Here is a 26062-nt window from a genome sequence, read left to right on the forward strand (position 1 = left end):
ATGAAAGGTACAGCTAAAACAATACAACCTTGTCAAAAGACAAGGTTGCATTCAGAAAGCGTAGGAAGATTTTAGGACGACAACTCGATACGGAGTTTAGTCATACATCAACTCTTTGGCTTTGTCGGCATCAAACTCTTTAAGAGACTTTCGAGCCAAGTGACGGAATGGGAAAGCTTTCACGACTTCTTCGAATGGTTGGATGGCAAATGCCCAAAAGATAGAACCGTCTAATCCAAAGATGATCAATGCACACAATGGAATTGAAATTACCCATTGACCAGTAAAGTTGATTTTGAAGACTGCGGTCGTTTTTCCTAGGGCTCTTAATACATTCCCATGAACCGTGTTGTAGCCACGGACAATCGGCAAGAAGATGTAGAGTGGGGCGATAACGGCCAATGCTTGATAGGTAGACTCATCCAAGTTCGGGTAAATGTCACCAATGACCAGACTTAATCCTGCGAACAAGATTGCACACACAAAAGAAATGACGACCGCAATATCAATACTGGTATCGACGTTTTTGACTAGGTCATCCATCTTTTTAGAGCCAATCGCTTGGCTGATAGTAATTGCGGAAGAGTGAGCCCAAGCGGTAATAAATTGAGAGACAGCCCTGATCCAAGGCATCACCAAAGTAATCGCTACGTAAGCGTTGATGTTAAGTTGCGAATACAACAATTGATATATCGTTGCGCCAATCAAAAGCATGGTCACGTTCGCTGCTACAGGGAATATTTCGATAAAGTGACGGCGAACGTTGGTAAAGAATTCAGAGCGCTGAGCGTCTAATTTGAGTGAAATCGCTGAGCTTAAATGCACGCACAAAACCAAATACAGCAAGCGGATCGTTATTGCAATAATGCTGCCTAATGCAGCGCCTTGTACTCCAATCCCTTCAAAATTAGAAAAACCATGAATCAGCACATATGAGAGTACAGCATTGATAGGCAGTTCAATTAAGTAACCTTTGAATGGGACTTTAGTTCTGCCTAGCGCATTAAATAAAGCAATGATCACCTGCGTTAACGCGGTAAAAATAACGATGTATTTCGAGATGTCTAGATAGCGGCTGATTTCTAAGTGAAGGGAAGCGTCATCTGTTAAAGCTTGAATCAAGGGTTGTTCGAAAAAAGTAAGTAGAAGCCAAAATAGTGTTGCTACGCCAAGGTTGATAAATAACCCTGCCCAAAATGCTTTAGATAATGATGCGGCGATGCCAGAGCCCACTGCGCGGCTTAATACTAACTGAGTACCGTTTGCCAGCGCCATTTGAATTCCCAGTACAAAGGCAACGATAGTCGTCGCAATCCCCATTGCAGCTAAAGGGATTTCACCAAGAGGAGAGACAAGCAGTGTGTCGATCATCAACATCGACTGCATCAAGATACCGTTTAAGGCGAGGGGCCAGGCGAGAGAGAAATTTTTCCTTACGTACGATTGTGAAGACACAAACAACACCTTATGTGTATAACCGTAAGCTTTCTCTGAGGTGGCGGAGTAGAGCGTTTAAAGAAGAAAACACTACGGTAGTTGATGGTTAAAAAATGGGTGCTAAAACAAGACTGACTTGTGTCTTTGAAAAACAAGTCAGTTTGGTTAATCTCGGTTATGCGATGGCTAATTCAACCCTAGAGAGCTTTTGGTTCTCATCGTCTAGCAGGACTTGAGAAGCAATTCGAGCTTGCTTGGCATCGCCAGACATTATTGCGTCGTAAATCGCTTTGTGTTCTTCTAAACAGAAGCGACCGCCTTCAGCGGAGTGGTCGATAAACTGCTTGAAGATAGTCGACAGAATGTTCGCGAATGGAATGTAAAATTGATTACCTGTCGATAAGAAAATCGTTTGGTGAAACAGGTGATCGTTGGTCGTCCACTCTTCATAATCGAAGCTATTTGCTGCGATGGTCATTTTCTGGAAAAGAATCGAAAGCTCTTTGCGTTGCTCTACAGTTGCATTGGTTGCAGCGAGCGCACACGCTTCCGGGTCAATCGCTTTTCTTAAGCCTAAAAATTGAGACAAGAAGGGTTTAGTATCTTCTAAATCTTGGATCCAGTACAGCAATTGCGGGTCCAAGAAGTGCCACTGTGTTCTCGGTTTGATACGAGTGCCCACTTTTGGCTTCGACTCGATTAAACCTTTTGCCGAAAGTAGCTTAGTTGATTCTCGAAGGGCAGTTCTGCTCACTCCAAAGATTTCGCACAGCTCCATTTCGCTGGGTAACTTTTGATTTTCTTCTAACTCGCCTGACAAGATCTTGCGAGCAATTTGTCTCGCCACTTGAACATGAATTCGGCGGCTTGAATCTTCCACCAATGTAAATATTGACATTTAAACCACCTGAAATTGAAACTTTGAAAACACTAAAAGCCAGACGAATCTGGTGTTTAGTGTCAGTGTATACGTCGAATTTAGTGTGAGGTTTTCCCTCATCTACTCGGGTCTGTTAACCTTATATAGTGTGGCGAACTTAAATCGCTGAGTGAGCTTATATAAACCAGCTAACTAGGGCGTTATTTGTCCGCCGTTAACATCTAGGATTTGACCTGTGATGTAACCGCTGCAAGCGTGCGATGCAAAGAAAGCGAATGAAGGGGCAACTTCATCAATATGGCCAAAGCGTCCCATTGGAATGTTGTTAGCAATGGTCGCTTTCAAATCGTCGCTCTTGCCATCGTGAAATGCGGTGTCGATAGTGCCCGGTGAAACAATGTTGAAACGGATATTGTCTTGCGCGAACTCTTTCACCCAATTGCGGTGAATGTCGTGTAACCAAGCCTTAGACGCGGCATAGATGCCTGCACCAACACCACCGCCTTCGCGAGCGGCGATAGATCCTGTGCTAATCACACAAGATGTTTGCCCGGACTCAGCAGCAGAGGCGCGTAAGTGCGGGATAGAGAACTTGGTTGTCATCAGCGCAGAGCGAACATTAAGGTTCATTACGCGCTCATAAAACTCATCGTCGATATTTTCTAGATTGGCGCGACCACCAAGGCCACCGGCGTTGTTAATCAACACGTCCATGCCACCAAAATGATCAGTGAACTCTTTGACTAACCTTTCGCACTCTAATGTGTCCATTAGGTTTGCAGGAAAAAAGGCAACATCGCCACCCAGTGCGGTAAGTTCAGATAGAACGTCATCGACTTTTGGGCTGAAAGCACGACTATTGATGCCGATTTTTGCGCCGTATTTTGCAAAGACACGTGCGGTAGCTAAACCCATACCAGCAGTAGAGCCAGTAATTAGAATGCGTTTGCCTTTTAAATCGTTAAACATCAGAGCCGCCTATATTGTAGATTATTCACGCCAATAAATCATACAATAACACTTGCTATATTCAAGGGTGTTTATCTAAAAACGGGTTATTACCGACATAAATAGTGAGAGTAAGGGTGGTTTTGTGAGTTCACGCATACATTGAAATAGTAAATGAGAACTATTTGTATGAATTAATAGGTTGAATTGGTTTTATAAACCTAAAGATGAGCAGGTTTGTGAAATATTGCTCCAACCTTTACTGGTAGTGACCTCACGTTATTCTGATGCTGTGTTGGTGAAGATATAAATCAGTGCTATAGTCCGAGTTAAATAATACATATCTAATCGGTAAGTAGACACATGGCTGGCTCTTTCAATTCTATTTCAGGCTCTAAGCGAAGCCTTCATGTGCAAGTTGCACGTGAAATCGCCCGTGGTATTTTGTCGGGCAATTTGCCTCAAGGTTCTATTATCCCTGGTGAGATGGCTCTGTGTGAGCAATTTGGTATCAGTAGAACAGCATTAAGAGAAGCGGTTAAGCTTCTGACTTCAAAAGGCCTATTAGAATCTCGTCCTAAGATCGGTACTCGCGTTGTTGACCGTGCATTCTGGAACTTCTTAGATCCACAATTGATCGAATGGATGGACGGTTTGGCCGATACAGACCAATTCTGTCATCAGTTTTTGGGTTTACGCCGCGCGATTGAACCAGAAGCGTGTGCTTTAGCTGCTCAGTTCGCGAGTGCAGAACAACGCATTGAGCTGTCTGGTATTTTCCAACAAATGGTAGAAATTTCTAGCGAAGAAACGCTTGATCAAGAGCGTTGGCTAGATATCGACATGAAGTTCCATAGCCTGATCTTCAATGCAACAGGTAACGACTTCTATCTTCCATTTGGTAACATCTTAACGACCATGTTTGTTAACTTTATTTCTCACTCTTCTGAAGAGGGAAGTACTTGTATTAACGAACACCGCCAGATTTATGAAGCAATCATGGCAGGTAATAGTGACAAAGCACGCCACGCGTCAGCAAGTCACCTGTTAGAAACAAACCACAGATTACCAGCCGCTAGTTAATTGTTTTCACTGTTATTTTAGCTTTGATCGTTTTGCATTATCGACGAGAGGGCATTCTCGTAAAACTAGGGTAGTCAAAGTTAAAATTACGGTTATTCAAAAGCTAATTTCAGCAGTGACCTCTAAAAAGCACGTTTGATACGTGCTTTTTTTGCATCCAAATTTGATGAAAACCTGACTGGTGTCCAATATTTAATCTATTATTTGCTGTTTCGTTAAAAGCACTAGTAACCAGTATTTTAAGTTATATAATAATACTAATTAAATTATTGTGAGTGTGATTATGCCCCAGTCTCTACTGCCAAATATTCTTCAATTCATAGGTCAAATCGACCCATTCGATAAGATCCCTAAACAAGCACTTCGCGAACTTGCCTCTAACGTGCAAATTACTTATCTCGGCAAGGGAGATGTGGTCGATTTGTGTGAGTCTGGGAAGGAAAAATCGCTCTATATCATTCGAACGGGCTCTATGGAGCAACGAAAATCGGATGGTGTGCTTCGTGCCCGTCTAGGCAGTGAAGATTTGTTTGGCTTTACGTTCTTAGATTCTGAAGTCAACGACGAAAAAGGCTATAGAGCTGTCGCAATCGAAAACACCTTACTTTATGTGATTCCACACTCGGCACTTCAAACGCTTTTCAAAGCCTTTCCAAGTTGCGCAGAACACTTTGCTTCACAGGCGCAGGTTCGCTTGAAGTCGGCACTGGATGTGGTCTGGTCGAATAAAGAGAAAGGCCTGTTCATTCGTAAAGTTGAGGAAGTGGCAAGCGGGCAGGTGGCAATTGTTAAGTCTGAGCAAACCATCCAGTCGGTTGCGGTTGAAATGCTTCATCAACGCTCACCGTGTGCCGTGATCTATGAAGGTGAAACCATTGTTGGTTTGATCACCGACCGAGACATGACTAAGCGAGTGATTGCCCACGGCGTGAGTACTGATAGCCTGATCTCAGAGGTAATGACGCACTCTCCACTTACTGTAAAACCGGATGATCTGGTGCTGCATGCGGCCTCTATCATGATGCAATTTAATATCCGTAACTTGCCCGTTGTGAAAGAGAATAAGGTCGTTGGTCTTCTTACTACGTCTCATTTGGTTCAAAACCACCGTGTTCAAGCGATATTCTTGATCGAGAAAATCAAATACGCGGGCAGCGTGAAAACCATGTCTTCGTTCACCTCAGAGCGACAAGCTATTTTTGAAGCGCTGGTGGAAGGTAAAGTGGCGCCTGAAACCGTCGGCAAGGTAATGACCATGATTATGGACGCCTACACCCGTCGATTGATTCAAATAGCGATTGATAAGTTAGGCCCACCACCGTGTGATTTCTCTTGGATCGTAGCCGGATCGCACGCACGTAATGAAGTGCACATGTTGTCGGACCAAGACAGCGCGATTGTTCTTGCTGACGATGCAACCGACAGTGACCGTATTTACTTCAAACACTTAGCGATGATGGTGACCAACGGCTTAGCAAGCTGTCACTACCCATTATGTCCAGGTAAATTCATGGCTGCGACGCCAAAATGGTGTCAGCCACTCAGTGTATGGAAGCACTACTACAAGAAGTGGGTGGCTAACCCAGAGTACGAACGCTTGCTTAATATCAGTGTGTTCCTAGAAATTCGTACTATCTACGGCAACAGTGAGTTTGAAGGTATTCTGCGCGATGAGCTGCATAGCAATATTCGCGGTAACCGTGAGTTTTTAAGCACGCTAGTGAAAGACGCGGTCAATACCAACCCGCCACTTGGCATCTTCAATAGCTTAGTGCTAGAGAAGTCAGGTGAGAATAAGAAAACGTTGAACGTGAAGAAGTACGCGATCAACTTGATTATCGACTTAGCGCGTATTTATGGCCTTGCTGTGGAGTGCGATTTGTCGGCGACTGACGAACGTTTCGCTGCTGCCAATGAAAAAGGCATGCTGAGCGACGATGCATTCAAGAACATTCTGGGTGCTTACCAGTTCATTCTCTCTTTCCGTTTTGGCCATCAACTTGAAGCGCTGAAGAACGGGGATGTGCCTGACAACAACATCAACCCAGATAGCTTTGGTAGCTTTGAGCGTAAACACTTGAAAGATGCCTTTAGGATCATTGCTGACCTTCAAGAAGCGGCGAAAATTCGTTTCGGAGCACGTTAATGAAGCTATGTTCAACTAATAAATGTTTAAAACGAATGCTAAACTATTTTCACCCGCTTGAACGAATTAAACGCAAGCGTAAGCAATATTTGGGTACGGTTAAGCTGCCAGAAGCGTTACATGATCTGGTAGAACAGCCTTGTCCTGAAATGACGGATTTGGCCAAAGACAGCGACTATATCGTGTTGGATCTCGAAACCACAGGCTTAGACAGCGAACAAGATCTTATCTTGTCTATGGGATGGGTCGATGTGGTGAAAGGACGAATCGATTTGGCTTCTGCCAAGCATATCTACCTGAACAATGATTCTCAGATTAACGCTGAAACTGCGGTGATTAACCACATCACACCACAGATGCTGGAAGAGGGCGCATCTATTCATGATGCGATGCTCGCTTTCTTCGAAGCAGCGAAAGGCAAGATTATCGTCGCGCACGCGTGTGTAGTCGAAGAGAAGTTCATTAGCCAATACCTTCTTCGCTGCTACGGTTTAAGAGCGATTCCTCTGCTTTGGCTTGATACCTTGTGTATTGAGAAAAGCATGGAGAAAGCGATCAGCAATCATGAAGAAGTCGATTTAACCTTGGCAGGGACTCGCGAAAGGTACGGGCTTCCTGAGTACAACAGCCACAATGCATTAGCCGATGCCGTTTCGACAGCGGAATTGTTTTTGGCTCAGCAGAAGCGAGTTGTGCCTAACGATAATGTGACCGTTGCCTTTCTCTATCGGATTAGTCACTAGGAAAAAGATCTGCAAGTGCGCGGCTCTTATTTTACTGATTTTAAAGGAAAAAAAGCCAGCGATTAAGCTGGCTTTTGTTTAGGTCTTAGAAAATTAGGACAGTAATTATCTTAGATTATTCATGTAGCTATCGATTAGAAGCTGTAAGTTAGACCAACACGGCTACGCAGTTCACGAGTCGCTTTAGTTGATGAAGTGCTCACATCACCAAACTCTACATATGGTGCCCATTGACCCATAATATGGCGAATGCTTGCGTTCAACTCGTAGTTGGTATCGTCGTTGTCGTAGATGTCATAGCCATCCGCTTTGTAGTAGTTACCTTCTAGACCAAAGCGCCAGTTTTCCATTGAGTAGTTAACGTTTGCCGTTAGACGGTGACGACGTTGATTAGAAACGTTTTTATCAACCGTGATTGGAACACCGTCACTATCAACAATAACATCACCATTGTCATCGAATTGATACTCTGAGCTGCTAGTGTTCTGTCTCATATCGTAACGGTAACGAGCACTTAGGCTTAGACCATCAACGCTATCCACTTTGTATGTTGCACGAACTTGAGGCTTGTATGTAACGCCAGATTCACGACCTTCAATTGGCATACCGTAAGTCATTGTCCAGTTATCGTTTAGTACATGACGGTAGTTTAGACCAAGCTCCCAACCATTGTTCTTCAAATCTTCCATGAATTTACCGTCTTCTCCCTTGAATTTCGCTTCGATATCTACAAGGAAGTTGCCAATGCTATCGCCAAGTTTTACACGAGTAGCGTGTTGATCTGTATGACTCTTGTATTCGTGTCTCATATCGAAAGACGCAGCAGATACAGAGCCAGCAGCGAGTACAGATGCCACAGCAATCACGATTTTAGTTTTATTCATGGTATTAATTCCATATTTATAGGTTGAGTATTGGCCATAATTACAAGCCAAATAGAGTAGTTCTTGTCTTAAATGCATTTTGTTTTTGAAATTATTTCTTGGTTATTTCAAATTTATTTTGCATTTAAATAATACAAATATGGTAGCGATCCGAGGCGTGATGATCTGTGAACTTGATCGTGTTGTTAGGACAAAACCACTATTTACAAAGGGTTACAAAATCGAGTTGTTTCGTTAAGTTGATGTTTTTTAGTGATTTGTTTGGCTGTTGATAATGGTTTTGAAGAGTTTTGTTCATCAATAAATGTGCGCTACAGCAAAAAATTGAACCTTTAGATATCATTTTTATTTGTAATACATTATTATTTACTAACTTTCTTTAGCAACACATAACTTTGCTGTGTTGATTGCATGAACAGACGGTGTGAAGCCGAATAAGTAAGAGTGGTCTTGAAGCTAAATGGATTAAATCCACCGCTTTAAGAACATGAGACATTTACTTGAGGTGATTTAAAGCTCAATCAGAGAAGGTTTGAAATGTAGTAGGCAAGGTAGTGACATAGCCTGCTATATAAGTATGAACTTGATAGGAATGAACTGGGTTCGAATCGTTACCCGTTGTTCTCATCAGCGACAAAGAAGAAATCGTTGAAGTGCTTGCGAAAGCATTTTGATTATTGCTCCCAACTATTCTAATTATAACTTCTGCTTTCATCTAGAAAGGTAGGAGATGGTAGTCGAAGATCTACCCTTGCGCTCATGTTGATACAGGCAACATGAGCGTTTTTTATTTGAAATTTGAGTAGAGAGTCGTGTGCGGCTCAATAAGCGTGTAAACCGCGGCTTAAGAATAGGCTTTTAGGTTGATGACAACACGCTCAAGTGAGTCTGTTACAGCATCAAAGCCACGAACATTCACGCTTAATCACATGAATGTTCGTTTCCCTTCTCTTCTCTTCTCTTGTCTCTTAGTTGCAGACGTGTAGCTGCAAACTTTAACAGCAGGCGTTTAGTTATATCAAAGAGCTCCGTGAGAGCTGTTCTTGAGGCTTAGCTTTCTGTAGGCATCCACACCTGTTTAGAGGTGACTTTGTGATCTTTAAAGGTCAGTTCTTCAACTTTGTCACCGTTAGTATTCCAGCGAGTAAGTTTTCCGTTCGCGACTTCACCTTCATCAAACTTCGCTTGGCTGGCCTTATTACCGTTCGGGTAGTAGTCCGTTACCAATCCATCTTTTTGTCCGTCGCTGTATTCAGCTGTCAAGCTTTGCTCCCCATTGGGATACCAGCGAGAGGCGGTGCCTGATAGTTCATTGTCTTTATAATTGAGTTCTGCTTTTTTCTGTCCGTTTGGATACCAGGTTTCAGCTTTGCCTTGCAGTTCACCTTTTACGTAATTCACTTTAGAAGCGACTTGGCCATTCGGATACCAGTTAGTTTCTAGCCCAAGTTCTAAGCCATCGGCAAACTGAGCTTGGGTCGCGACTTGGCCGTTATCGAACTTCTCTTCAAATTGACCAGTGAAAGGTTTTGAATGGTTTACTTGGTAAGCCACGCCTTTACGCATCTGTAAGTAGTCAACAGCATCTTCACGCGGTGTTGCTGCATAGCTCATAGAAGATACCGTACTAAGAGCAATTAAGATTGGAACGTATTTCTTCATAATGACACCTTTTTATTGGACGGGGAAAGTGTAACGGGTGTGTTAAAAGCATTTCACTTCCGTGTATCCCTGTCAGTATCTAATAGTGGTTTTCAAGTTTTCATTATTGGCTGCCTAATATAGGGAACTTTTAAAAGCAAATTATCGATCTTATTTGTACTACAAATATATTGGTTTAATTCATTTTTATAAATTATATCTAACGATATTTTTGCTGCTCTTCTTTAAGCTTTGATCGTCAAGAATAATAGTTTTTAACGATGAATCTTCGATTTTTAGAGACTTTGTTCATGTTTTTCGGGGTTTTTGTCGAAATTTAGTGCGGATAACTGCACTGACTTGAGGAATTGCGCTCCTAGGTGGTGCAACTTTGAACTCGATCACTTGTATGATTAATTGAGTGTCAGACTGTAAGATCATTGTCACGCATTTGGATTATTGTAGTACAAATATACTTGCCATTTATTTATAGTGACCTCAACAAAAAAACATAAATAAAAGGTCTAACGATGGAACTCAATACCCTGATAGTTGGCATCTACTTCCTATTCTTAATTGCGATAGGGTGGATGTTTCGAACGTTTACAAGTACGACAAGTGATTACTTCCGTGGGGGAGGTAATATGCTGTGGTGGATGGTAGGTGCAACCGCATTTATGACCCAGTTCAGTGCTTGGACATTTACTGGTGCAGCAGGTAAAGCCTTTACCGATGGCTTTGCCGTAGCGATTATCTTCATCGCGAACGCATTCGGTTACCTAATGAACTACCTTTACTTCGCTCCGAAGTTCCGTCAACTGCGTGTTGTGACGGTAATTGAAGCGATTCGTATGCGTTTTGGTAAGGTGAATGAGCAAGTATTTACTTGGTCTGGTATGCCAAACAGCGTTATCTCTGCAGGTATTTGGTTGAATGGTCTAGCAATCATCGCATCGGGTATCTTCGGCTTTGATATGACAACGACGATTGTCCTAACGGGTCTGGTTGTACTAGTAATGTCAGTAACAGGCGGCTCTTGGGCGGTAATCGCATCTGACTTTATGCAGATGGTTATCATCATGGCGGTAACGGTGACGTGTGCTGTGGTTGCGATTTACCACGGTGGCGGCGTTACGCAGATCGTTAACGACTTCCCAACAGATTCATTCATTACGGGTGATAACCTGAACTACATGAGCATCTTCAGCATCTGGGCTGTGTTCATCTTCTTAAAGCAGTTCAGCATCACCAACAACATGCTTAACTCTTACCGCTACCTTGCTGCGAAAGATTCAAATAACGCACGTAAAGCAGCTCTACTTGCTTGTGTACTAATGACGCTTGGTCCAATCATCTGGTTCATGCCTTCTTGGTTCATGGCAGGTCAAGGTGTTGATTTAGCAGCAGCTTACCCAGAAGCTGGCAGCAAAGCCGCTGACTTCGCTTACCTTTACTTCGTTCAAGAATACATGCCTGCAGGTATGGTTGGCCTTCTGATTGCCGCTATGTTCGCAGCAACAATGTCTTCAATGGACTCAGGTCTAAACCGTAACTCAGGTATCTTCGTTAAGAACTTCTACGAGCCGATTCTTCGTCCTAAAGCGACAGAGAAAGAGCTAATGGTTGTTTCTAAACTAACGTCTACCTTCTTCGGTATCGCGATCATCTTGGTTGCTCTGTTCATCAACTCTCTTAAAGGTCTGAGCCTTTTCGACACCATGATGTACGTGGGCGCATTGATCGGCTTCCCAATGACAATTCCAGCATTCTGTGGCTTCTTCATCCGTAAAACACCGGATTGGGCAGGTTGGGGCACGCTAGTTGTAGGTGGTGTGGTTTCTTACTTCGTTGGTTTCGTTATCACTGCGGACATGATTCAAAACTGGTTCGGTCTAAATGAACTAACTGGCCGTGAGTGGGCTGACCTGAAAGTGGCTATCGGCCTTATCGGTCACATCATATTTACTGCTGGCTTCTTTGTTCTTTCAACACTGTTCTACAAGCCTCTTGCTGAGCACCGTGAGAAAGACGTAGACAAGTTCTTCAACAACCTAGCGACGCCACTAGTTGCTGAAAGTAATGAACAGAAGAAACTGGATAACAAGCAACGTCGTATGTTGGGTTCACTTATCGCGGTAGCGGGTGTGGGCGTAATGACTATGTTCGTACTGCCAAACCCAATGTGGGGACGCATGGTATTCGTTCTGTGTGGCTTGATTGTGTTCTCTGTTGGTCTGTTACTTGTTAAAGCAGTCGATGACAAAGTCGAGCAACAAGACGAAGTGACTCCAGCCGAAGGCTAATTTAATACGCATCCTAAATAACATCACGGCCACCTGAACGGGTGGTCGTCATTTTTATAATCCAAACTTTAATGTGAGATGTACGATGAACAAAAAACTATTATCGGTAAGCATTATTAGCGCGTTCACACTCGCTTTTGCAACAGGCTGTACAACACAAGAAAAAACAGCACCCGTAGTCAGTGTCGCTGAACAAGCTACGCCTGCTGTTAGCGAAATTGACCGTAGTTACCTATTGAGCAGTGACCGCTTAACAGAGGTAGATGGCGACACTTTAGCCGTTGCTTCGGAAGAGCAAGTGGCTGCGCTTAAAGCACAATTTGAAAACCTAAAAGATGGCGACGAAGTGGTTATCCCTGCCGGTAAATACGCGAACTTAGGTCAAGTGACGATCACGGCGAATGACATCACTATCAAGGCTGAGCAAGCAGGCTCTGCGTGGATCACTGGTTTGATTCAGTTTGAACTGAAAGGCGATGACATCACGCTTGATGGCTTGGTATTTACTGAGGGCGGTCCTAACGAACGCTTTGGTGCAGTACGTATGATGGGTAATGGCAACACGCTGCAAAACTCAACATTCTACTACTTCAACCATGATTACACGTACGAGCCAGACGAGCGTCGTTCTGAGTATCCAAAGTACCTATGGGTTTCTCTATGGGGTAAAGATGGCAAAGTCATCAACAACCGTTTCGAAGGTAAGCAAAAACGCGGCACTTTGATCGGTGTACAAAAAGATGACACAGCCGACAACCACCTGATCGCAAATAATATCTTCATGGATCAAAAGCCTAACCAATTCAATGAATTCGATATCAAAGAAGCGATTCGTTACAACGGCAACAGCTGGGAAGCGATCCGTATTGGTGATTCTAAAGCTTCACAGTGGGATTCAAGTTCTAAGTTCGTGAACAACCTGATGATCGATATGGATGGTGAGCGTGAGCTTATCTCGATTAAGTCGGGCGACAACACGATCTCAGGTAATACTATTTTCCAAAGCACCGCGCTTATTTCACTGCGTCACGGAAAAGGCAACACGGTTGAGAACAACATGATTCTTGGCAATGGAAAGCGCCTAACCGGCGGCGTCCGTATCTACGATGAAGATCATGTGATTCGTAACAACTACATTGCAAACACTCGAGGCCGCGATGGCTTGATTGAAGGCAACGCTGACCTACGTGGCGGCATTGTTATTAACACAGGCATCATCGACGTAGCGAATGGTGAGCAGCTAGATCAATCGGTGAAAGGCAAAGAGCTTAACAAGCAGTGGACACCGAAAAACATCACCATTGAGAACAACTCTCTAGTCGATACTGAGTGGGGCATTGTTTACGGCAACCAAAGCCACCGTGTAAGTTTGTTTGACAACGCAGAAGTGGAAGGCATTTATGCGGGCGTTGATGTGGCGTTTAAACACAACGTGGTTGATAACTCGCAGTCACCTGAGTTTGTAAGTGTACGTGCAACGCAAGACTTCCCATTAGTTGGCGCAACTTACACAGACGAAACTTACGTGGGTCAAGTGACGGATTCTGAACTGATCGAAGGCTACTCGGTTGAGCTACCAAAAGTTGTTGTAGAAAACGGCATGAACGCTTATCAAGGTGAAGGCGCAGACGTGTCTAAACTTGCGGTCGTGACGGCTGAAACAGCGGGTCCAGACTACGTGCTTGAGAATACGACTAAGTAATTTATTAGTTAATGGCTAATGGCTAATGGCTAATGGTTTAAGCTATCAAATCAATTCACGATAGCAGTCCTGACCATAACACTTAAAAGCCTCAACGGATAATGTCTGTTGAGGCTTTCTCGATCTTAGGTCGTGACCATTTCAATCTTACGTCGAGACTACTGTGATTTATACTTATGCAGTAGATCCCAAGGGATATGACATAAGTGGTGATCTTCAGGGAAGTGACTTAAGTGATGCTGGTGGATGTCGTCGCTGGCAACATAATTGGTCAACGGCAACACCTCAACAGCGATACGGTCGGCATCATCTCTTGAAGAAATATAGTGCTTAGCTTCGGTTAAGTGTTCTGCATTAGTGCTGTAAACGCCTGTGCGGTATTTCTCTCCGACATCGACACCTTGTTTATTCACGCTGTAAGGGTCGATAATCTCAAACAATTGTTCCATCAGAATCGTTACTGACGTGATGCTTGGATCAAACTCTATTTGTACGCACTCTGCGTAGCCATCGTAATCATTTTGTGTGCTGTCGCTTTGAGCCGTCTTGTTTTCTGTTGGCTGGGCGCTTCCATTGGCACGGCCTGCTTCTGTGCTGATAACACCAGGAACGTACTTAATAAATTCTTGTACACCCCACAAGCAACCGCCAGCTAAATAAATTTGTTTCATACTTCTCTTTGAGCTCTCTGTGTTTGTTGATGTTCGTTAGGTACCTGAATTAATACGATGATACCCGCACGTATAAAAAAGCGTCTATAAAAATGAGCGCGCAAATAAAAACAAGCGTTTAGGCATTGTAAACCTGTGCGACTGAACAAACATAAGTTTAATATGATTTGTGATTATATAAGTCAGTATTGCTTTGTCATCAACTCGAATCTCAACATCAAGTGAGCGTTACTCTAAACATGTTTGATCAAATAAAAGACTTCATTAATCCGAGCAAGAACCCAGACTTGACTCAGGCTCATGAATATCAGCGCAAGCATCTTCCTACATTGTGGCTGTTGGGCAAAACGGGGGCGGGCAAGTCATCGTTTATTCAAGCGGTCACGGGCGACTCTTCTGTAGAAGTGGGCAATGGTTTTGCGCCTTGTACCATGACGGCGATGTCGTATGAGTTTCCGCAAGACAAACCCGTGATGAGGTTTCTTGATACCAGAGGACTCAGCGAAGCGAATTACGATGCGAAAGAGGATTTGGAAGAGATTGGTCAGGCAGGTAATGCGTTAGTCGTTGTAATGAAAGCCGACGAACCTGAACAATCCGCTGTGCTTACGGCTCTAAAACAGATTAAGAAACAGAAGAAGATTAAAAACTTGTTGCTGCTTCATACGGCGGTGTTGTCTTCCAGTGAACCAGATCGAGCAAGGCAAATTCAGTTCAACAGCAACCAAGTAGAGAAGGCTTGGGGTAAAGAGTTTGAATCGGTAGCGGTCGATTTCGAAACGGATGACAACGCTATGTCTAACAGCGAAGCGGTTTACAACTATGACATCTTGTTAGAAAAGCTGAGCAGTATTCTTCCGGTGATAGGAATGATGGTGCAAGACAAAGAACATTCCACGCAAGAAGAAGCCAACTTTGATCAAGTAGAAAACGAAGTGCTTTGGTTTGCAGGAAGTGCCGCAGCGAGTGACCTGATTCCGGGTGTTGGTTTGGTGTCGGTACCTGCGATTCAAGCCAAAATGCTTCACAGCTTGGCCAATCAATATGGGGTCGAATGGAATAAGAGAGTCTTTAGTGAGTTGATAGGCACTCTGGGAAGCAGCTTTGCTTTGCAATACGGAATGAAGCTGGGCACTCGACAGTTGATAAAGCTGATTCCAGTTTATGGTCAAACGGTAGGTGCGGTGGCTGCAGCGGCAATGAGTTTCGGCACCTCTTATGGTTTAGGTCGCGCGGCTTGTTTTTACTTCTATCATAAGAACAAAGGTGAAGAAGTGTCTGAACAAGAGATGCAGAAGATCTACAAAGAATCTCTGAAAAAAGGAAAGGCGGCGTCGGGTTATGAAGAAAATTAGAAACCTATTTCGATTACTGGCGGTGCTATCGAGCGGACGCTGGGGCATTGCCCTGATTTCGGCGATCTTCCCAAGCATTATCATGATGGGTTTTGGTGTCTTCTTGGCGATCAAATACGGTTATCTACTCGAAATGTCGATTGCCATTGCCGTGAGTACCTTGGTGTTCACCATTCCTTTATTCATTTCTAGCCGTTCTTCAAGCCGCTCTTCAAATAAAGAGTCTTTCTCGAATAAAGAGAGTGGCGGCCTTGGCGAGGATACTGCTGAAGCTGAATCACAGCATAAAAAAGCTGATATCAACGATGCATTGGTTAAGGCTTCGGCTGATTGGTCTCAAAAAGAGCTGTCGATCTGGAATGATTCAAAACACCATGTACGCCAACAATTAATGGTCGACATAGAGTGGGGTAAACTAGACCAAACCGGTTTAGAGGTACTTGAATTTGTTGCGAAAAAGTTTGATAAGAAATCACTCGATTTTTCGATTCCTGAAGGGCTAAAGCTGTTCGAAGAGGTCAGCCGACGCTACAAATTGGTAGTGCGAGAGCATATCCCCGGCATTGAGTATCTCAAGGTTTCTTACATCAAAGCGGGCTACGAAGCCTACGATAAATACGGTGAGCTAGGACAGAAGATCGTTAAGGCCGCTATTTGGGGGAATCACCTCAAAAACCTCTATTTAAACCCGCTAAAAGTTGTTTCTGATTTAGGTAGAGAGCAAGCGACATCTTCAATGACAAGAGGTGTGGTTGATGACATGCAATACGCCGCCAAACAAGCCTTATTAGATGAAGTCGCGGCGGTCGCGATTGACCTCTATAGCGGACGTTTCAGCATTGAAGATGAAGCACTTAAAGTGTCTGATGTTTCTGAACTCGACGAACAACGCTTTGCTCCAGAGCTAGAGCCTGTGCGAATCGTGCTGGTGGGACAAACCAGTTCGGGTAAATCTTCACTTATCAATGCACTCAAGCAAGAGTTGGTTGCAGAAGTGGATGTGCTGCCATCAACCGACACTTCAACGGTGTATAACGCGTTTGTCGACGACAATGATGTTCGAGTTGTTGATCTTCAAGGGCTTGATGGCAACTCTAAAACCGAAGCCTTAATGCTGAAAGAGATGACCCAAGCCGATGTAGTGCTATGGGTATTGAAAGCCAATCAGTCTGCGCGTGATTTGGATAAGCAATTGAAAGATAGATTTGATGCTTTCTATGACGATCCGAAGAACATCTCACGCAAGAAACCGATTGTGGTGTCGGTTGTGAATCAGGTAGACAGATTAAAGCCTGTAGACGATTGGCAGCCACCGTATGACTTAGAGAATCCAACATCGACCAAAGCGAAGATCATTGCTCAAGCGCTCGAATACAATCATATATTGCTGCAAACCGATATCGTGTTACCGCTGGCGATTGCGCCAGAAAAGGTACAGTTTGGTTTAGATACTTTAAGGCAGACGTTGATCGAGCGTATCGCTGACGCAAATAACGTTCAGAGAAATCGCCAACGTTTAGAAGCCATGAAAAGAGGGACGTCGGTTAAAGGCCAACTGAATAAAGCGGTCAAGGCGGGTAAGAAGGTTGCCCCCAGTGCATTGAAAGCAGCGACGCCAAAACTGGCTGAAATGGCCATCAAGCAAGTCGTGAAGAAGAAGTAAGTTATTCACTGCGAATACGGTTCTGGTGAGGTTTGAGCCTCATCAGAGCTTATCTTTTTAGCTCAGTAGATTCCTAGAAGATAGCTTTTTAGAAAACAGCCATCTTCGCCCCTTATTCGAGGAAGCATTGAGTTTAAAAGAGATTTGATATTATTAAGTAACTCGCTGAACTAGTTTAATAGTATATAAACGGCTGTGATTCACAGTTTATATAACATGCTATCATATTTAATTATCATTCTAAATGTTGATCACATTTATACTTTTCTAAGCTGTATTTATAAAACAATTACACTATATTTAAATTTCGGATCATCTTGATTTCAACGTAGGGATATATTGTGAACATGTATCTGAAATGGCAATCAACAACTTGGCTAACCTTGTTAGCTTGGTATACCTTAGATCACCAACTCTCGTTCCACCTTTCTTCAGAGTAGTACCCTCTAGGCGTCACGCGCCAGCAAAGCAGCGAGCTTTGTTTACCTATCAGCAGCTTTGATAACCTTTGAACGTATGAATGTCGCACTTATTATTCCGTGTAGGGTATTCGTTTTTTGTCGTTCTCGCTAATTATCTTAGCCTCTGTTTAGGTTTGATTAATAAGTCATTATTTAATTTTTTATTTTCACTGTTAATTTTCTGTGTATCTTTATACGGAACTATTAATTTAATAGTGAGGACTCGTGACATCTAAAGAAAATACATTTCGACCTGATCGGAATGTATTGAAAGGTATTATTATGGAAAACTTCAAACATCTACCAGAACCGTTTCGTATTCGTGTTGTAGAGCCAGTAAAAAGAACAACTCGCGCCTATCGTGAACAAGCCATTGTCGACGCGGGCATGAACCCATTTTTGCTCGACAGTGATGATGTGTTTATCGACTTACTGACAGACAGCGGAACAGGATCTATCACTCAGCGTATGCAAGCCGCGATGTTAATGGGTGATGAAGCTTACAGTGGTAGCCGGAGTTACTACGCATTGTCGAATGCGGTTAAGGATATCTTCGGTTACGAGTTGACGATTCCAACACACCAAGGACGCGGTGCAGAGCAGATCTACATTCCGGTTCTTATTAAGAAGCGTGAAATGGAGAAAGGGCTCGATCGCAGCAAAATGGTCGCCTTGTCGAACTACTTCTTCGATACAACACAAGGCCACACCCAAGTGAATTGCTGTGTGGCGAAGAACGTTTATACCAAAGAAGCGTTCGATACCTCAGTGAACGCGGATTTCAAAGGCAACTTCGATGTGGTGAAGCTGGAAGAAGCGATCTTAGAAGCGGGCGCAGCCAATGTTCCCTACATTGTGAGCACCATTACTTGTAACTCTGCTGGTGGACAGCCAGTGTCTATCGCCAATCTAAAAGCCGTGTATGAAATCGCTCAGAAGTACGATATTCCTGTGATCATGGACTCGGCACGCTACGCAGAAAATGCCTACTTCATTCAACAACGTGAAGCGGGTTATCAGGATTGGACAATCGAACAGATCACGCGTGAGTCTTACAAATACGCGGATGGTTTAGCTATGTCTGCCAAGAAAGATGCCATGGTACAAATGGGCGGCTTGTTGTGCTTTAAAGACGACTCTTTCATGGATGTGTACACAGAGTGTCGAACCTTGTGTGTGGTGCAAGAGGGCTTCCCAACCTATGGTGGCTTAGAAGGTGGCGCGATGGAGCGTCTTGCGGTTGGCCTTTATGACGGCATGCGCCAAGATTGGTTAGAGTACCGTATTGGCCAGGTTCAATACCTTGTTGATGGCTTAGAAGCGATGGGCATCGTGTGCCAGCAAGCAGGCGGTCATGCAGCGTTTGTCGATGCGGGTAAACTGCTTCCTCATATTCCAGCAGGCCAATTCCCGGCGCATGCTTTGGCGTGTGAACTGTATAAAGTGGCAGGTATTAGAGCGGTTGAAATTGGTTCTTTACTGCAAGGTCGTGACCCTGCAACGGGCGAGCAACATCCATGTCCTGCAGAATTATTACGCTTAACCATTCCACGTGCCACTTATACGCAAACCCATATGGATTTCATTATTGAAGCGTTCGAAAAAGTGAAAGAGAACGCAAGCAAAGTGAAAGGGCTCGACTTTACCTATGAACCGCCAGTGTTAAGACACTTTACTGCGCGCTTGAAAGAGGTTGAAACCGTTGAAAAACAGACAGAAAAAAAGAATGAACAAACGCTCGAAGAAGCATTTTAAAATAAAAACATAAGCGAATAGTCACTAGAAACATAATCAAAGGCTCCCTCGGGAGCCTTTTCTTTTTTGGATGGTAGAGGAGTTAGGCAGTTAAGCCTTTAAGTAGTTAACCCGTTAAAAGCTGAACTACGCTTGTTTGTTTTTCAGGGTAGACTTCAACATTTGGAATAACCACTGATTCAAAGGTGCGTCTTTTTGCGAGCGGCGGCAGCTCATCACATAGCTCACATCTATGGTTCATGTTCGATTGTTAAAGTTACTCCAACAAAAACACAGATACCAAACGAACAAAGAATTAGAAATACAACGAGGTGATGTATGAACAAGTTAATCGCACTTGGATTGATGGCTTTATCTATGAACACGGCTTTCGCGGCTGACGGTACTTATGCGAGTACTCTCGATATGACGAGAAGCGAAGGTAATCAAGTAAAGGCTGAGCGTGTTGAATCTGAGCCAGTGCTTGAAGGAAGAAATGACGCCGCTAATGGCGGAATAAAATTCCACAAGAGCGTCGATCAAGACCAAACGATCCAGCTTACAGGTCGTCGTGATTAACGTTAAAACGTGCTTACCATTGTCATGAGAAATGCTGCGCCCTTGGGTGCAGCATTTTTGTGTTGGGATTTGGGTTATTTTATAAAATCCAGCGTTCTAGCCTTGGCATGTTGTGTAACGTGTGGCATTTTGTTCTCCTCTAACTTAAGAACGCGACTCGGTGTTGGTTAAGCATGACAAACGAGCAAGCGAACGATTCGAAAAGGGATAGGAATGACTCGAAAAGAAACGGGAATGATTCGTCACATTTTATTGATTAAGTTTAAAGAAAACGCTGAGGCTTCAGAGGTTCAAAAACTAAAGATGTTGTTCGAAGCGATGCCAAACAAAGTTGAAGGGGTCACTTCAGTCGAGTGGGGGCTAAATGACAGCCCTGAAAACAAGAATCAAGGTTATACCCACTCAGTGTTAATGACATTCGCCGATGAACAAGGCCGTCAGAATTACCTTCCGCACCCAGAGCATGATGCGCTGAAAGATGTGTTTCGTCCGTTGCTAGACGACATTATCGTGTTTGATTACTCCCTGTAATTAGGTTCTGAGTAGGCCTCTTGTGTTTTACTTAGCTTCAATAATGAAGGGTTAGGGCCTAGCAATTAAGCCCTAACTCAATAAGAAACGACTTACTCTGTTGGCGAAATAGTGACTGGTGCAAACGATGCGACAGCATTCCCGCCTGCGCCCCAGCGGTAGCGAGGCCAGAAGATAACTGTCTGATTGGGGTAGTACGTCTGTTTGTCGTAGTCCAGATAAGGCATCTCAACGAGGTCTATCTGTGGTTCTAAACGACCTTTATGTCATCTACTGTTTACGCTCATTTTTATTCCGTTAACCTGCCAATAGGCAGTAAAGTTAACGCAAAGCGTGAATAAGAATGGCATTACTTTTAAATAATGCCGTTGTGCCACGGTTAAGCTCTAGTCAATTTGATAGCCACTTCTGATTCCAGTTCACTTAATGGTCGAGGTTTACTGAAGTAATAACCTTGCAGCAGATCTATCCCCAGTCCGTTTAGGCGTTGGTTATGATCAGCAGTTTCCACCCCTTCAGCTACAACACGATAGCCCAAGCTTTTACCCATCATGATCATAGTGTTGACGAAGTCTAAGTTGGTCTGCCCTTGAGTTATGTCAGAGATAAATGAACGGTCGATCTTTACTTCACTTAGTGGAAGTTGCTTTAGTAGAGATAGAGAAGAGAATCCCGTGCCAAAATCGTCAAGAGAGATAGAAATTCCTACATCGTGTAGTTCTTTAAGTGAGTTTATGCATAACTCGTAATCGACAATTGCTGCTGACTCGGTTATCTCAATACAGAATAACGTCAAAGGAAGCTGGTATTGGCGAATAGTTCGAATGATTTCTTGAGCGAAGTGAGGCTGTATCAGCTGTTTTGCACTGATATTAATGGAAATATGGCTCATGGTTTGTAGCCATTCAGATCCTTCAACATCCTTACAAACTCGATGAATGATACATTCACCAAGCTTGCTGATTAGGCCAGCTGATTCAGCAACCTCGATAAACTGGTCAGGAGGGACATCCCCCAATGTTGGAGATCCCCATCTTGCTAGTGCTTCAACAGCAGTAATCTTTTCATCTTGCCCACAATATTGAGGTTGGTAGTGCACCTTTATTTCTTGTTGAGCGATGGCACGACTGAGTTGGTGCTCTATTTCGATTATGTTTTCCGTCTCTTTTGCCATTGACCTTTGAAAGTTGAGATAGCTTTGTCCTCCCAGCTTTTTAGCTTGATACATGGCAATGTCGGCCTGCTTAATTAATTCTTCGGCACTTACGCCATCATAAGGATACATAGCGATGCCTAGGCTTCCTTGGCTGATAATCTCAATATCATCAACGATCAATGGGTTTTGAACGGCATTTAAAATCTGCGTGGCGAGTGCGTTGATGTCTGCTTCGGAACTGACATTACACAAAAACAAGAATTCGTCACCTCCCAAACGTGCGACAAGGTGTTCACTTGATAGCACGTTCTGAATATGTTTGGTCACGTGGCAAAGAAGTGCATCACCGACGTGATGACCAAAAGAGTCGTTGATAATCTTAAAACGGTTAAGATCCATCAACATGACCGCGCGTTTTTGGTTAGGTCGATTCACAATGTGTTGCGCGATGCTTTCCATTATTTTCCGGCGATTAGCGATGCCAGTAAGCGCATCATAATACGCCATGTGTTGAATCTTTTCCGCATCTTCTCGCTCTTGAGTTACATCCGTCATTGAGCCAATGAAGCGCACAGCCTGCCCTTCTGCATTATGAACCGCTGAGCCATTGGCATGAACCCAGATATATCCGCGATGTTGCGTCTTCATCCTGAATTCACATTTGAACGGTACTTCTTCGTTTAAGTGGTTATGAATGGCGGACTCGAGAAGTTCTAAGTCTTCTGAGTGTATATATTGGAACAGATGGTCACATCCTAACTTACGATCAGAAAAGGTATCTTGACAGCCAATCATTTTGGTTAACCGACTGTTCCAGACAAGAGTATTGGTTAGTAAGTCCCAATCCCAGATACCATCGTTTGAGCTGTTAGATACTACTTTGAGCTGTTGCAACAACTGTTGGGAGTTCTTCTGACGATTGTTACTTGTATTGATAAGCTCGTCGCGCTCGATGAACAGTGCGAGCATATCTAAATAATTGTTGAATACCGATTGTGTACCGATATCTTGGTGATCTTGCAATGAATCAACAACAGCGACGAGCTTCCAGTGATCTTCTTGCCCTGAGTTGATAGGAAGAATGGAAGCAACGAAATGATCATAGCGTTCGAAAAATGGGAAATTGCGAATATCGTCTTGAATATCTGTTTGTTGCGGTAGGGTAGTTGGCTGAGTCATGCCTTTTTCTACCCATTTCCTAATAGTGTATTGCTCCGAATTACACTCAGCGAGACAGGCCCAGTCAAGATTGTTTCCGTAAAGGCTTTGAGCATCTCTAATTGAGTCAAAACCTCCTTGTGCTTGTGAATAGAAATTTTCGAATATCTCAGCGGGAGAACGCCCTTGCACATTTAAGAGGATTTGGCGAGTTGAGTTGATATCTTCTTTATGTTCGAGATCTGGGTTTGTGTTACCGCAAGACTGATGAACGATGAGCTTTTGCGGGACACTATTATTGGCATTATTAAAAGGCTTCCCAGAAATACGTTCCAACACGCGGTGAAATACTTGCGTCGCTAGAAGCTCAAGCTGTTGGTCTACTGTTGTTAACTTGGGATTGAATTGTTGACCGACGAAAATATTATCAATGCCTACGATGGCGACATCGTCAGGTACCGAGATATTGCTGTGAGACAGTTGCTCCATCATACCTACAGCATTGTGGTCAGTTGCGCAGATAACCGCAGTGCATTTGGATTTACGCTGTATAAATTCTATTGCGGCTTCTCGTCCCCCAGATAGAGAACAATTCGACACGCGGAAGAAATGGCGTTGGTTGAATGAGCCTTTATGATCAATCACCGTGCGTTGATACGCTTTGAAGCGAGACCTGATATCATTAACAGTGAGATCGCCACAAAAGCCGATTTCTTCGTGTCCTTGACTTTGTAACCATTCATAGAGCTTAGTGACACCATCGCTTTGCACACTATAATACTGCTCAACGGGCAGCGGCGCATAGCTTGCTCCAATAGAAATGACTGGAATGTTTGCGTTTATAGCTTCTTCGATCAACTTTACTGTCGCTGCATGGAGAACGACCACAAGGGCATCGAGATGATTAAAATATATAGGAAGTTTAAAATCTCTTCGCTCACCCGAGCGGATGAAGATCAGATTGACTTTATGGTTTTTCGCAAGCCTTCTAAGGGTTGCATTTAGCTCGCCCATGTAGAAGCCACTGAGCATAGGCAGCACAATGCCAACGGTAGGACGTTTTTTAGATGTAACAATAGTCATGTTATTAGCCGGTCGAAAGTTGTGTTGTGTAGAACTGTTTTCGGGGGAGAATAGGTATCTTTTTATTATTTCTTCCATGCTCTACTAAGCGAGCTTGAAAATAAACTTACGGCAAAAGGAAATGCAAAACCACGCACAATCCGAGTAAGTCTAACTCATATATTTGAGAGGTTACTCAGAAGCGGTCCTCAATTTATGGACATGACTTAAGCGACTGATCTGTTCTGACAGTACCTAGAATAACCGGAACGGATTATGACTAGAAACGCAGAAACCACTCTCCTGAATTTAATTGCAACAATAAATGACATACAAACGTAGAGGTAGCGCACAAAATCGAAAAAGGGGATATCGCGATTACGTAATCATTGATCTAGCCGATAGTGAGATAGTGATAAGAGGTCGATAATTCGTTGTCGGACTAAATTAGAACTTTAAATCTAATTTCTAAGTAGTTGTTATCTCAGGAAGAGTTTTTGTGCTATGCGCCCCTATATTAAATACATTATCCCTATTTTAATTCCTTTCATTATCCTCGTAATGCCGCTATCAGCGTTCCCATTTGAAGGCCTTACGATTATTCAACAACGTGTTATCGCGATCTTTTTATTAGCGGCATTGTGCTGGGTGTTCGAGCCTATCCCGATCTACGCGACGTCTGTTGTTATTATCGTTCTGCAATTGTTGATGTTGTCGGATAAAGGGCTGATCTTTTTAAGGTTTGAGCATGGGCAGGAACATTTTGGTGAGTTGTTAAAATACAGCGATATCATGGCGACATTCGCCAGCCCAATCATCATGCTGTTTTTGGGCGGTTTTTTCTTAGCGATGGCCGCCACTAAATATCGATTAGACGTAAACTTAGCTCGCGTGTTGTTGAAGCCATTTGGACAAGACCCAAAGTTTGTGATGCTCGGCTTAATGTTGATCACTGGTATCTTTTCGATGTTTATGTCTAACACGGCAACAACGGCAATGATGCTCTCTATTTTAACGCCGGTACTGGCTGTGTTTGGTCCGAAAGACCCCGGTCGTGTAGCGTTTGCGCTTTGTATCCCGGTTGCCGCTAACATCGGTGGCATTGGTACTCCGATCGGTACCCCTCCGAACGCTATCGCACTTAAATATTTAGTTGGCGATAACCTCATTACGTTCGGTGAATGGATGGCATTTGGTGTGCCGTTTGTTGTGATTATGATGGCGTTAGCGTGGTTTTTAATAGGCTTTATGTACAAAGCTGACCAAAAGAAAATCGAGCTAAGCATCAAAGGTAAATTCCTTAAAACGCCTAAAGCCATTGCGGTGTACGTCACTTTTGCGCTGACCATCATTCTTTGGTTAATGGGTTCAAGCCATGGCATGAACTCTTATACCGTCGCTCTGATTCCTGTCGCTGTGTTCTCACTCACAGGGATCATCAATAAAGAAGACCTGAAAAAGATTTCTTGGGACGTACTGTGGCTTGTATCAGGTGGTATTGCGCTTGGTTTAGCGCTCGATAAAACTGGCTTAGCAAGGCTCGTGGTACACAGCATTCCGTTTGATGCTTACTCACCCTATGTGGTGTTGTTCGGAGCGGCGTTCTTGTGTTTGGTAATGGCAAACTTTATGTCTCATACCGCAACGGCTAACTTGTTAATGCCAATTATGGCGGCATTAGGTTCGTCTATGGCTTCACTCACGCCACTAGGCGGTGAGTTAACGTTAATTCTGGTTGTGACTTTTGCCGCTTCATTGGGTATGTCGCTGCCAATCAGTACGCCACCGAATGCGTTGGCTCATGCCACTGGTCATGTGCAAAGTAATCAAATGGCCAGAATCGGTATTATTTTGGGTGTGGTTGGTGTGCTACTGAGTTTTGTTATGGTGTGGGTGCTACATTCAATTGGTCACATAGGATAACG

At 43.6% G+C, this 26062-nt stretch carries 18 protein-coding genes and 2 pseudogenes; 11 read left to right on the forward strand and 9 right to left on the reverse strand.

Annotated features, from left to right (window positions below; all coding sequences use genetic code 11):
• Positions 1-96 precede the first annotated feature (96 nt).
• The 3 genes from AB4558_RS18735 to AB4558_RS18745 form a co-directional block, all read right to left on the reverse strand.
• A complete protein-coding gene (locus tag AB4558_RS18735; protein ID WP_080582237.1) occupies positions 97-1464 on the reverse strand; it encodes an MATE family efflux transporter in 1368 nt (455 codons plus the stop codon).
• 148 nt (positions 1465-1612) lie between these two features.
• On the reverse strand, positions 1613-2335 hold the full coding sequence (locus AB4558_RS18740; RefSeq protein ID WP_017063624.1) for a FadR/GntR family transcriptional regulator: 723 nt from the start codon (positions 2333-2335) through the stop codon (positions 1613-1615).
• Between the two features lie 174 nt (positions 2336-2509).
• Positions 2510-3286: an SDR family NAD(P)-dependent oxidoreductase gene (locus tag AB4558_RS18745; RefSeq protein WP_017072470.1), complete on the reverse strand. Its 777-nt coding sequence runs from the start codon at positions 3284-3286 to the stop codon at positions 2510-2512.
• Between the two features lie 342 nt (positions 3287-3628).
• Between AB4558_RS18745 and AB4558_RS18750 the strand changes: the two genes are divergently transcribed.
• From AB4558_RS18750 to AB4558_RS18760, 3 genes are all read left to right on the forward strand, one after another.
• Positions 3629-4348 (forward strand): FadR/GntR family transcriptional regulator, encoded by a 720-nt coding sequence (locus AB4558_RS18750; RefSeq protein WP_017072471.1) that lies wholly within the window; start codon positions 3629-3631, stop codon positions 4346-4348.
• Positions 4349-4631: 283 nt separating this feature from the next.
• Positions 4632-6494 (forward strand): DUF294 nucleotidyltransferase-like domain-containing protein, encoded by a 1863-nt coding sequence (locus tag AB4558_RS18755; protein ID WP_017069961.1) that lies wholly within the window; start codon positions 4632-4634, stop codon positions 6492-6494.
• Positions 6494-7237 (forward strand): 3'-5' exonuclease, encoded by a 744-nt coding sequence (locus AB4558_RS18760; protein WP_102394492.1) that lies wholly within the window; start codon positions 6494-6496, stop codon positions 7235-7237. The genes AB4558_RS18755 and AB4558_RS18760 overlap by 1 nt, the downstream gene beginning before the upstream one ends.
• 134 nt (positions 7238-7371) lie before the next feature.
• On the opposite strand, the gene AB4558_RS18765 is transcribed toward AB4558_RS18760, so the two are convergent.
• Both AB4558_RS18765 and AB4558_RS18770 read right to left on the reverse strand, forming a co-directional pair.
• The gene (locus AB4558_RS18765) at positions 7372-8121 is read right to left on the reverse strand and encodes an oligogalacturonate-specific porin KdgM family protein (protein WP_048616477.1); all 750 of its coding nucleotides are present in this window, start codon (positions 8119-8121) and stop codon (positions 7372-7374) included.
• A 1050-nt stretch (positions 8122-9171) separates the two neighbouring features.
• Entirely contained in the window at positions 9172-9783 is a 612-nt protein-coding gene (locus tag AB4558_RS18770) for a toxin-antitoxin system YwqK family antitoxin (protein ID WP_017061462.1), read from the reverse strand.
• 509 nt (positions 9784-10292) lie between these two features.
• Between AB4558_RS18770 and AB4558_RS18775 the strand changes: the two genes are divergently transcribed.
• Complete coding sequence (locus AB4558_RS18775) at positions 10293-12065, forward strand: sodium:solute symporter family transporter (protein WP_017061461.1); 1773 nt, start codon at positions 10293-10295, stop codon at positions 12063-12065.
• Positions 12066-12150: 85 nt separating this feature from the next.
• Positions 12151-13767 carry a polysaccharide lyase 6 family protein gene (locus AB4558_RS18780; RefSeq protein WP_372158986.1) on the forward strand — a complete coding sequence of 539 codons (1617 nt, stop codon included), beginning with the start codon at positions 12151-12153 and terminating at the stop codon, positions 13765-13767.
• Positions 13768-13925: 158 nt separating this feature from the next.
• On the opposite strand, the gene AB4558_RS18785 is transcribed toward AB4558_RS18780, so the two are convergent.
• A complete protein-coding gene (locus AB4558_RS18785) occupies positions 13926-14438 on the reverse strand; it encodes a peptide-methionine (S)-S-oxide reductase (protein ID WP_372158987.1) in 513 nt (170 codons plus the stop codon).
• Between the two features lie 239 nt (positions 14439-14677).
• Here AB4558_RS18785 and AB4558_RS18790 point away from each other — a divergent pair, with 239 nt between their 5' ends.
• The 3 genes from AB4558_RS18790 to tnaA all read left to right on the forward strand — a co-directional run bounded on the left by AB4558_RS18790 (position 14678) and on the right by tnaA (position 19672).
• Entirely contained in the window at positions 14678-15793 is a 1116-nt protein-coding gene (locus tag AB4558_RS18790; RefSeq protein ID WP_372158988.1) for a YcjF family protein, read from the forward strand.
• Positions 15780-17456 carry a GTPase family protein gene (locus tag AB4558_RS18795; protein ID WP_372158989.1) on the forward strand — a complete coding sequence of 559 codons (1677 nt, stop codon included), beginning with the start codon at positions 15780-15782 and terminating at the stop codon, positions 17454-17456. The genes AB4558_RS18790 and AB4558_RS18795 overlap by 14 nt, the downstream gene beginning before the upstream one ends.
• 743 nt (positions 17457-18199) lie before the next feature.
• Positions 18200-19672, forward strand: coding sequence for a tryptophanase (gene tnaA / locus AB4558_RS18800; RefSeq protein WP_372158990.1), 1473 nt, complete (start codon positions 18200-18202; stop codon positions 19670-19672).
• A gap of 126 nt (positions 19673-19798) precedes the next feature.
• Here the strand turns inward: tnaA and AB4558_RS18805 are convergent.
• Positions 19799-19909: pseudogene (locus tag AB4558_RS18805) on the reverse strand (LysR family transcriptional regulator); the annotation flags it as partial.
• Positions 19910-19990: 81 nt separating this feature from the next.
• On the opposite strand from AB4558_RS18805, the gene AB4558_RS18810 reads away from it, so the two are divergent.
• Together AB4558_RS18810 and AB4558_RS18815 are read left to right on the forward strand one after the other, a co-directional pair.
• Entirely contained in the window at positions 19991-20230 is a 240-nt protein-coding gene (locus AB4558_RS18810; RefSeq protein ID WP_017101685.1) for a hypothetical protein, read from the forward strand.
• Between the two features lie 213 nt (positions 20231-20443).
• Positions 20444-20761 carry a Dabb family protein gene (locus AB4558_RS18815; RefSeq protein WP_372112135.1) on the forward strand — a complete coding sequence of 106 codons (318 nt, stop codon included), beginning with the start codon at positions 20444-20446 and terminating at the stop codon, positions 20759-20761.
• A 146-nt stretch (positions 20762-20907) separates the two neighbouring features.
• Here AB4558_RS18815 and AB4558_RS18820 read toward each other — a convergent pair.
• A pseudogene (locus AB4558_RS18820) lies at positions 20908-21018 on the reverse strand (DUF3103 family protein); the annotation flags it as partial.
• Positions 21019-21140: 122 nt separating this feature from the next.
• Positions 21141-24158 carry an EAL domain-containing protein gene (locus tag AB4558_RS18825; RefSeq protein WP_372158992.1) on the reverse strand — a complete coding sequence of 1006 codons (3018 nt, stop codon included), beginning with the start codon at positions 24156-24158 and terminating at the stop codon, positions 21141-21143.
• Positions 24159-24641: 483 nt separating this feature from the next.
• Here AB4558_RS18825 and AB4558_RS18830 point away from each other — a divergent pair, with 483 nt between their 5' ends.
• Positions 24642-26060, forward strand: coding sequence for a DASS family sodium-coupled anion symporter (locus AB4558_RS18830; protein ID WP_102578842.1), 1419 nt, complete (start codon positions 24642-24644; stop codon positions 26058-26060).
• The last annotated feature ends 2 nt before the right edge of the window (positions 26061-26062 follow it).

This window comes from Vibrio sp. 10N.222.51.C5 (genome assembly GCF_041474575.1).
Classification (GTDB): Bacteria; Pseudomonadota; Gammaproteobacteria; order Enterobacterales; family Vibrionaceae; genus Vibrio; species Vibrio crassostreae_C.